Below are 7,793 nucleotides of genomic sequence, written 5' to 3'. Positions count from 1 at the left end.
CATTCTTTTTATATATAAACACCAGATCAATTCTGTTTAAGTTTGACGCTCCCTATCCCACCGCCGACCCGGCTCCGCGCGCGGACGACACCGCTCCGCGCGCGGACGACACCGCTCCGCGCGCGGACGACACCGCTCCGCGCGCGTACGGCCCGGCGGGCGCGGCTTTCGCGCGGGTAGAGTCCTGGGCGGGGCCCGCGTCATGAAGGAGTCGTTCGTTGCCGACTGTCATCACTCGTGTCGCCACAACCCGTACAGCCACCCGTGCGTCCACCCGCGTCGCCGCTGTCGCTCTGGCGGCGAGCGCGGCCTTCGTCCCGGTCCCCGCGTCCGCCGACACCTACGAGAACTACGCCGACCTCGCCGCCCACGAGGTCGAGGGCACCGACTACCGGCGCGTCCTGCGTACGCCGTCCGGGGCGGAGGTCTCCCACCTCGCCATCCACGGCGGGGCGATCGAGGGGGGCACCTCCCCGCTCGCCGATCACGCGGCCGGCTCGGGCGGCCACGCCTTCTACGCGTTCGAGGGCATCAAGAGCACGGGCAACGGTGTCCTGCACATCACCGCGAGCAACTTCGACGAGCCGAAGGCGCTCTCCCTGCAGTCCAAGGTCTTCCGCACCGTCTCCTGGCACGGCGCCTCCGGCACCCACGCGACCACCTACGTCGGCGGCCGCGACGAGGCCCTCGTCACGAAGGTCAAGGCCGCGCTGGACGCGGCGGGGTTCGCGGTGGCCGAGGTCGTGCCGCCCGGCCTGGCCGGCACCGACCCGCTGAACATCGCCAACCGGAACCGTACGGGGATGGGCGTGCAGCTCGAGATCACCGAGGCCCAGCGCAAGCGGTTCTTCCAGGACGGAAAGCTCAACCGGGCCTGGACCGAGGACCGCACCCACTGGACACCGGAGCTCTTCGCCTACGTCGCCGCAGTGAACGACGCCCTCCAGCAGCCCTGACCCCCGCTCCGCCCCGCGCGGCCTCCGGACGCCGCCACGCCCTACGCGAGCTCCGGCCACCCGCCGTTACGGCTGGCGCGGGTCCGGGCGCGACTGGTGCGCGCGTGCCCAGGCGGCCTCCCACTCCCTGAGCCGTCGCCGGTCCAGCCCCCACCGCAGACCCGCGTACGCGACCAGGGCCAGCAGCACGCTTCCCAGCATGACCAGCAGCCCGGCCGCGACCCCCCGCATGCGCAGGACCACCGGGTCGACGGGCGGTGCGGCGGGCACGCCGGCGGCGTCGAGCCACACCGGGACCGCGTTCCCCGCCCTGGCCAGGCCGGGCACCGGCACCAGGCCGCTCCCGTGCTCGCCCGCCGGGGTTGTCCACCGCGCCATCGCCGCCGGCCGGGCGGCGGGGACCTCCGTGAACGACACCCGGGCGGGCGGGGCGTCCTCCAGCAGGGTCGCCATGACCCGATGGCGCGGGCCGGAACCGGCTTGCTCCTCGTGCACCGCGCCCTCATAGGCCAGCCGCCCGGCCCCCACGGCCGGCCAGACGCACGCCACCACCAGGAACAGGCCCACCAGCACGAACATGGACTCCAGCCGGTCGGAACGGCGGCGCAACGGGTTGCCGTCCGGTCGGTGGAGACGCATGAGCAGCAGCACGGGGTTGATCGACGGCTTCATCGCAGACCTCCTGCCCCCTAGCTCACCAGGCATGGCCGCCTTCTTTCTGCCGTCTGGCCCTATCATTGCTCGACGATCTACCGTGCCGTTGGACCACCGCCGAGGAGGAGGGCACGCCATGACGTGGTGGGCCGCGGGCGCCGGCCGCCCCCGCCTGGCGCGCGGCATGGCGGTGACCTCGCTGGCGGCGTCGCTCGGCGTCGTCCTGCTGGCCACCGCCCTGCCCGCGACCTGAGCGCCTGCGCCGTCCGCGACCTGGCCACCGCGCCGTCCGCGACCTGAGCGCCTGTGTCGTCCGTGACCCGGCCACCGCGCCGTCCGTGACCTGAGTGCCTGTGCCGCCCGGATGGGCCGGGGATCTGGCGCGCCCGGGGCTCACGTGCGGCAGGCTCACAGGTGAGGGCTGAGATGCAGTGGGGTGGTCGTTGTGTCCGTACATGCTGATCATGGGAGAGCGATCGCCTGGGCCCACGCCGGGGTCTGCGTCTACGGAGTGTTCCTGGGGGCGGTCGCCTGGCACACGCTGATCGAGGACTACGCGGTCCGCAACGAGACGGCGGGGATGCTGGGGCTGACGCTCGCGGTGGCCCTGGGCCTGTCCCTGTGGTGGCCGGTCGCCGCGTGGTGGCTGTCGCTCGCCGGGTCCGTCCTGGCCGTGGCCGCCGCGGAGCAGGCGATCTCCGAGGTGGTGTGGCCGGGGCCGGTGCTGGTGGTCCACGTCAGCGTGCTGGTGCTGAGCGGGCTGCGGGCCGAGCCGCGCGTCCTGGTCACGAGGTGGCTGATCACGCTGGCGGCGGGCCTGGTGCTGGGGTACGCCTTCCCCGGCGGGGCCGGGCCGCTCGCGCTGGCCGACATGACCGTCCTGACCGGGGCGACGCTGGTCGCCGTAGCGGCGGTGCGGGCCCGCGGCGAGGCGCTGCGCGGGCTGGCCCTGGCGCGCTGGGACACCGGGCGGGCGCTGGCGCGCGAGGCCCTGCTGGAGGAGCGGGCCCGGATCGCCCGCGAGCTGCACGACGTCGTGGCCCACCACATGTCGGTGGTGGCCGTGCAGGCCGAGGCGGCGCCGTACCGGCTGCAGGATCCGCCGAAGGTGCTGATCGACAGCTTCGCCGTGATCCGCACCAGCGCCGTGGAGGCGCTGGACGAGCTGCACCGCATTCTCGGGCTCCTCAGGGACGGCGACCCGGGCCCGGCCGAGCCGCAGCCGGTGATCGACGAGCTCGGCCGGCTGGTGGCCCGCGTGGCCGAGACGGGGGCGCCGATCAGCATGGAGATCGTCGGCGTACGCCGGCCGCTCGCGCCGAGCGCGGAGCTGTCGGTCTACCGCATCGTGCAGGAGGCGCTGAGCAACGTGCTGCGACACGCGCCCGGCGCCGCCGCGCACGTCGAGCTCGCCTACCTGCCGGGCCTGCTGGAGGTGCGCGTGCTCAACGAGCCCTCGTCCTCGCCCGCGGCCGGGAAGCCGGCCGGCCCGGGGCACGGGCTGATCGGGATGCGCGAGCGGGTGGCCATGCTGGACGGAGAGCTGGAGGCGGGACCGAGGGCGGAGGGCGGCTACCTGGTCCTGGCCCGGCTGCCGCTGACCGAGGATGGGGACGCATGACGATCCGGGTGCTGATCGCCGACGACCAGGCCATGGTGCGGGAGGGGTTCGCCGTGCTGCTGAACGCGCAGCCGGACATCGAGGTGGTGGGCCAGGCCGCCGACGGCGGCGAGGCCGTCGCCCTGGTCGCCGACCTGCTGCCCGACGTGGTCCTGATGGACGTGCGCATGCCGGTGCTCGACGGCCTGGAGGCGACCCGGCAGGTCACGGCGCTGACGAAGGTCGTCGTGCTGACCACGTTCGACCTGGACGAGTACGTCTACCAGGCGCTGCGCGCGGGCGCCAGCGGCTTCCTGCTGAAGAAGGCGGGGGCGCGCGAGCTCAGCGAGGCGGTACGCGTGGTGGCGGCCGGCGAGGCGTTGCTGGCCCCCTCGGTGACGCGCCGGCTGATCGGCGAGTTCGCCCGGCTCAAGGCGCCCGCTCCCGCCGCCCGGCACGTCGAGGAGCTGAGCGAGCGCGAGGTGGAGGTCCTGCTCCTCATCGCCCACGGCAGGTCCAACGCTGAGATCGGCCACGAACTGGTCATCTCCGAGCGCACCGTCAAGACCCACGTGAGCAACCTGCTGGCCAAACTCGGCCTGCGCGACCGCACCCAGGCCGCCGTGTACGCCTTCGAGACCGGCCTGGTCTCGCCCAGCGGACGGCGGCCCTAGTCCCTGAGTACGAGTGCGTACTTCCGTCCTGTGGCTCATGACGGCCAGGGGGCGTCGTTCGTACATTGCGATCATGGGGAAGCCGATGCCCGAGATCTTGCACCGCGCCCTGTTCAAGGGGGTGTCCCTGCTGCCGGCCCGCGGGCAGGCGGTGGTGCTGCGCCGCTACTTCGACTGGTGGCACCGCTCGCCCGACCCGTGGAGCCTGGGGAGCGACGACTACGAACAGCACAAGTACGCCACCACGCTCCGCCTCCTGCCCGCCCGCGCCTATCGCAGCATCCTGGACGTGGGGTGCAGCGAGGGCGTCTTCACGCACCTGCTGGCCGCCGAGCACCCCGAGGCGCGGGTGACCGGCGTGGACGTCTCCGAACGCGCGCTCAACCGGGCCCGCTCCCGTCCGGGGCCGCCGAGCCTGCGCTTCACCCGCGCCGACCTGCTCTCCTTTGAGGGCTCCCGCGCCCACGACCTCGTCGTGTGCGCGGAGACGCTCTACTACCTGGGCCGCCACGACCGGCTCCGGCTCGCCTCGGCCCGGCTCATCGACCTCGTACACCCCGGCGGCCTGCTGCTCCTCGTGCACCCCTGGCCGGAGGCCCGCGAGCTGTACGCCCACATCAGCGGCATGAGGCAGGTGCTCCACCACGTCGAGCACGACCCGCGCCGCCCGTTCGCGGTCACCGCGTTCGAGGCCGGCCCCCGGATGTCGGACGTGAACGTCAGCCGGCCGGGGTGAGGCTCGTGTCCTGGTCGGCGGGCTGGAGGCGTACCTGGGTGATGGCGTGGCGGTCGACGGCGGTGACCTGGAGGGTCCAGCCGCCCGAGGTGACCGTCTCGCCGGGGGTGGTGGGCACCCGGCCGAGCGGCGCGAGGACGAGGCCGGCGACGGTGTCGTTACTGATGACGGGCGCGCGGGAGTGGCCGGAGGCGGCCAGGAGGCGGCTCGCCTGCCCGGCCGGGGTGGCGGCGTCCAGGGTGAAGACCTTGCGGCCGGAGACCAGCACCTCGCGCAGGACACGCTCACTGATCTCGACCGCGCCGGAGATGATCAGGCGCTGCTCGGGGGAGAAGCCGCGGTGCGTGGCGACCAGGTCGCGGATCTCCTCGGGGCTGATCTCCTCACGGTGCATGCCGGGGTCGCCGCCCATCAGGCGGACGGCCAGGTCGGTGGACTTGGCCAGGCACCAGACGACGGGCCGGGACACGGTGGCGATCATGCTCAGCGGGCGGGCCACCAGCAGCGCCCACGTCTCGGCGCGCTGCATGGCCACGCGCTTGGGGGCCAGCTCGCCGAAGACGAGCGTGAGGAACGTCAGCACGATCGTCACGAGCACGATCGCGACCGGCCCGGCGGCGCCGCCGAGGAAGGCGAGCAGGGGCACCAGGGGCTCGGACAGGGTGACGGCGGCGGTCGCCGAGGCCAGGAAGCCGGACAGGGTGATGACGAGCTGGATCGTGGCCAGGAACTGGTTGGGATCGCGGGCCAGGCGGACCAGGATGCGGCCGCCCGCGCTCTGCTGCTCCAGCCGGCGTAGCTGGCCTTCGCGCAGCGAGATCAGCGCCAGCTCGCTACCGGCGAAGATCGCGTTGATGACGACCAGGATGACGACGAGGGCAAGCTGAAACCAATAGCCGTCCGCGGCTGAGGAACTCCTTGAGATGACGCGGCCGGTGGCCGCTGTGGTGGCGCGGTCGGTGGCCGGCGTGGGGGCGTTCGCCCTTCAGGGGCGGGTGCCGGAGGCGACGGGGCGCTGTGGACGGTGCGCCGGGCGGAGGTGGTGCGCCGGGCCGATGCCCGGCCCGGTACTGCACTCCTCCACAGGACTCCGTTCTTCTTCGCACAGCGGGCGTTGTGGGACATAACGCTGGAAATCGCCCGGCAGTTCCCCGCTACCGGGCGATCTTGCTCAGTGGGCGATCTTCTCGCCCGCGGCCAGCGCCGCGAACAGCCGCTCCCAGAGCGGCATCACGACCTGCGGGGTGTAGGAGTGGGCCGTCTCGGCGGCGGCGGCGCCCATCCGCAGCCGCGTCTCGCGGTCGGCCATGACCCGCCCGAGCGCCTCGGCCAGCGCGTCGACGTCGCGTGGCGGCACCAGCACCCCCTCCTTGCCCGGCGTCAGCACGTCGCCGGGCCCGGTGGGGCAGTCGAAGGCGACGATGGGCAGCGCGTGCCCCATCGCCTCGATCATCGCCATCGGCAGGCCCTCGATCCGGGAGCTCAGCGCGTAGACCGAGGACTTGGCCAGCTCGTCGTGGATGCGGTTGCTGCGGCCCATCAGCCGGATACGGCCGCCCATGCCGCTCTCGTCGATGCGCGCCTGCAGCCGCTCCTTCGAGGGGCCCGTGCCGAAGATGCGCAGCCGCCATTCCGGGTGCTCGGCCGCGATCGCGGCGAAGGCCGGGATGAGCATGTCGAAGCCCTTCTGGGGCACCAGGCGGCCGACGGCGATCACGACCGGGGCGCTCTGGTCGGAGTGCTTGCGCTCGTCCATGTGCACGGCGTTGGGGATGCGCACCACCGGCGCCGAGGTCAGCACGTTGCGGTATTCCACGCGGCTGGTCTCGGTGAGCACCGTCACGGCGTCGAAGCGGTCGTAGTAGCGGACGATCTGCTCGCGGACCGCCTCGTGGTACGACGCCAGGTTCATGTGCTCCTGGGCGACGCGGATCACGCCCGAGGTGGCGCGGCGGGCCGAGATGAGGTTGAGCGCCGGGCGGGTGGTCACCAGGATGCCGTCGCGCAGGCCGGACACGTAGTCGATGACCGCGCCCTCCACGCGCTCGGTGAAGTAGTCGGCGGCGAACTCCCCGTACGGGACGATCTTGCCGCGGGCCCGCCGCCACACCTTGCGGGCCAGGGAGTCGGCCGCGACGCCGTCGCGCTGGTCCGCAAGCGCCGACAGGGAGACCCGCCGGTCGATGGCGAACTGCGGCTCGTCGCGCCGCCGGACCGCGCTGACGATCTCGACCTCGTGGCCGGCCTCGGCCATCGCGTTCGCCTGGTTGACCACGGTGCGGATGGTGCCGCCCATGCCGTAGGCGTGCAGGAGCATGTATCGGATCTTCACCCGAGGTACTCCCAGGTCCGGCACATGTCCTTCAACTCGGCGGGGACCTCCTCGGCGCGGGGCAGGTCGCGGCCCCGTTGCACCGTTCCCGAGCGGATCTTGTCCTTCCAGTCGCCGAGCCCCTTGGTCACGACGTCGGGCGTGCCGTAGGAGAGCAGTTCGGGCGCCCATGGCACGTTGAGGAAGCCGCAGATCTCGCGGCCGATCTTCTCGGGCTCGGCGGTCAGCTCCTCGTAGCGCACGGTCAGGCCGGGCAGCGCCGTACGCGCCCGCTGCACGGCCTTCATGTAACGCAACGCGTCCAGGGCGGCCTCGCGCGGGGTGCGCTTGTCCGGGCTGGCCTCGTGCCAGGAGGCGGCTATGGAGGCGGGGTGGCGCAGCAGGAACACGAACCGCGCGTCGGGCCAGCAGGCCGCCAGCCGCTCATAGGCGAAGGCGTTGGCGGGTGTCTTCTCGACGATGTGGCGTTTGCCGCTGCGTACCAGCTCGCGGTGGAGGACCCGGTCCCACAGGAGGTGTTCGAGGTCGGCCCGGTTGTGCCCCAGGGCCGCCATCGCCTTGTCGGCCAGCGAGGTATCGAATTCCACTCTCAACCGGCGTACGTGCAGCTCGTGGGGAGCGTGCAGGTCCGGGTGAGCGTTCAGCATCGCCCGCAGCAGCGTCGATCCCGACCTGACGGGCGAGATGATGAACACCGGCGCCGTCAGCAGTCGGTCGGTCTCGGGGTCGGCCGGAGGCCGGAACGGTGTGTCCGGTCGCTTCTCGGGGACCTTCGCCGCTTGCCCTGCTTTTCCTACTCGGTTGACTTGGAATCCTGTGTACCTGGCCAGCGCTCCGTTGA

The 7,793-nt window shown here is 72.6% G+C and carries 8 protein-coding genes and 1 pseudogene; 5 read left to right on the top strand and 4 right to left on the bottom strand.

Going from position 1 to position 7,793, the window contains the following annotated elements; genetic code table 11:
* Both AB0I15_RS46580 and AB0I15_RS46575 read left to right on the top strand, forming a co-directional pair.
* Positions 1 to 206, top strand: a pseudogene (locus AB0I15_RS46580) (hypothetical protein); the annotation flags it as partial.
* A 12-nt stretch (positions 207 to 218) separates the two neighbouring features.
* Complete coding sequence (locus AB0I15_RS46575; protein ID WP_358111718.1) at positions 219 to 956, top strand: poly-gamma-glutamate hydrolase family protein; 738 nt, start codon at positions 219 to 221, stop codon at positions 954 to 956.
* A 66-nt stretch (positions 957 to 1,022) separates the two neighbouring features.
* On the opposite strand, the gene AB0I15_RS46570 is transcribed toward AB0I15_RS46575, so the two are convergent.
* Positions 1,023 to 1,628 carry a hypothetical protein gene (locus AB0I15_RS46570; RefSeq protein ID WP_358111715.1) on the bottom strand — a complete coding sequence of 202 codons (606 nt, stop codon included), beginning with the start codon at positions 1,626 to 1,628 and terminating at the stop codon, positions 1,023 to 1,025.
* Between the two features lie 427 nt (positions 1,629 to 2,055).
* Between AB0I15_RS46570 and AB0I15_RS46565 the strand changes: the two genes are divergently transcribed.
* The 3 genes from AB0I15_RS46565 (at position 2,056) to AB0I15_RS46555 (ending at position 4,620) form a co-directional block, all read left to right on the top strand.
* The gene (locus tag AB0I15_RS46565; protein ID WP_358111712.1) at positions 2,056 to 3,231 is read left to right on the top strand and encodes a histidine kinase; all 1,176 of its coding nucleotides are present in this window, start codon (positions 2,056 to 2,058) and stop codon (positions 3,229 to 3,231) included.
* A complete protein-coding gene (locus AB0I15_RS46560; RefSeq protein WP_358111709.1) occupies positions 3,228 to 3,884 on the top strand; it encodes a response regulator transcription factor in 657 nt (218 codons plus the stop codon). Before AB0I15_RS46565 ends, AB0I15_RS46560 begins: the two co-directional genes overlap by 4 nt.
* 73 nt (positions 3,885 to 3,957) lie before the next feature.
* Positions 3,958 to 4,620, top strand: a complete 663-nt coding sequence (locus tag AB0I15_RS46555; RefSeq protein WP_358111706.1) for an SAM-dependent methyltransferase — start codon at positions 3,958 to 3,960, stop codon at positions 4,618 to 4,620.
* On the opposite strand, the gene AB0I15_RS46550 is transcribed toward AB0I15_RS46555, so the two are convergent.
* From AB0I15_RS46550 to AB0I15_RS46540, 3 genes are all read right to left on the bottom strand, one after another.
* Positions 4,604 to 5,545: a CNNM domain-containing protein gene (locus tag AB0I15_RS46550; RefSeq protein WP_358111727.1), complete on the bottom strand. Its 942-nt coding sequence runs from the start codon at positions 5,543 to 5,545 to the stop codon at positions 4,604 to 4,606. The two genes, AB0I15_RS46555 and AB0I15_RS46550, sit on opposite strands and share 17 nt — an antisense overlap.
* A 246-nt stretch (positions 5,546 to 5,791) precedes the next feature.
* On the bottom strand, positions 5,792 to 6,952 hold the full coding sequence (locus AB0I15_RS46545) for a glycosyltransferase family 4 protein (RefSeq protein ID WP_358111703.1): 1,161 nt from the start codon (positions 6,950 to 6,952) through the stop codon (positions 5,792 to 5,794).
* Complete coding sequence (locus AB0I15_RS46540) at positions 6,949 to 7,647, bottom strand: sulfotransferase (protein ID WP_358111701.1); 699 nt, start codon at positions 7,645 to 7,647, stop codon at positions 6,949 to 6,951. Before AB0I15_RS46540 ends, AB0I15_RS46545 begins: the two co-directional genes overlap by 4 nt.
* Between the last annotated feature and the right edge of the window lie 146 nt (positions 7,648 to 7,793).

The sequence above is a fragment of the Nonomuraea sp. NPDC050643 genome (genome assembly GCF_040654715.1).
In the GTDB taxonomy this organism is placed as follows: Bacteria; Actinomycetota; Actinomycetes; order Streptosporangiales; family Streptosporangiaceae; genus Nonomuraea.
This window is presented reverse-complemented; position numbering and strand designations above follow the sequence as displayed.

Bases quoted from the DNA above. Each gene is read 5' to 3' on its own strand.
- AB0I15_RS46570 (WP_358111715.1), bottom strand. From the start codon at position 1,628: ATGAAGCCGTCGATCAACCCCGTGCTGCTGCTCATGCGTCTCCACCGA.
- AB0I15_RS46560 (WP_358111709.1), top strand. From the start codon at position 3,228: ATGACGATCCGGGTGCTGATCGCCGACGACCAGGCCATGGTGCGGGAG.
- AB0I15_RS46555 (WP_358111706.1), top strand. From the start codon at position 3,958: ATGGGGAAGCCGATGCCCGAGATCTTGCACCGCGCCCTGTTCAAGGGG.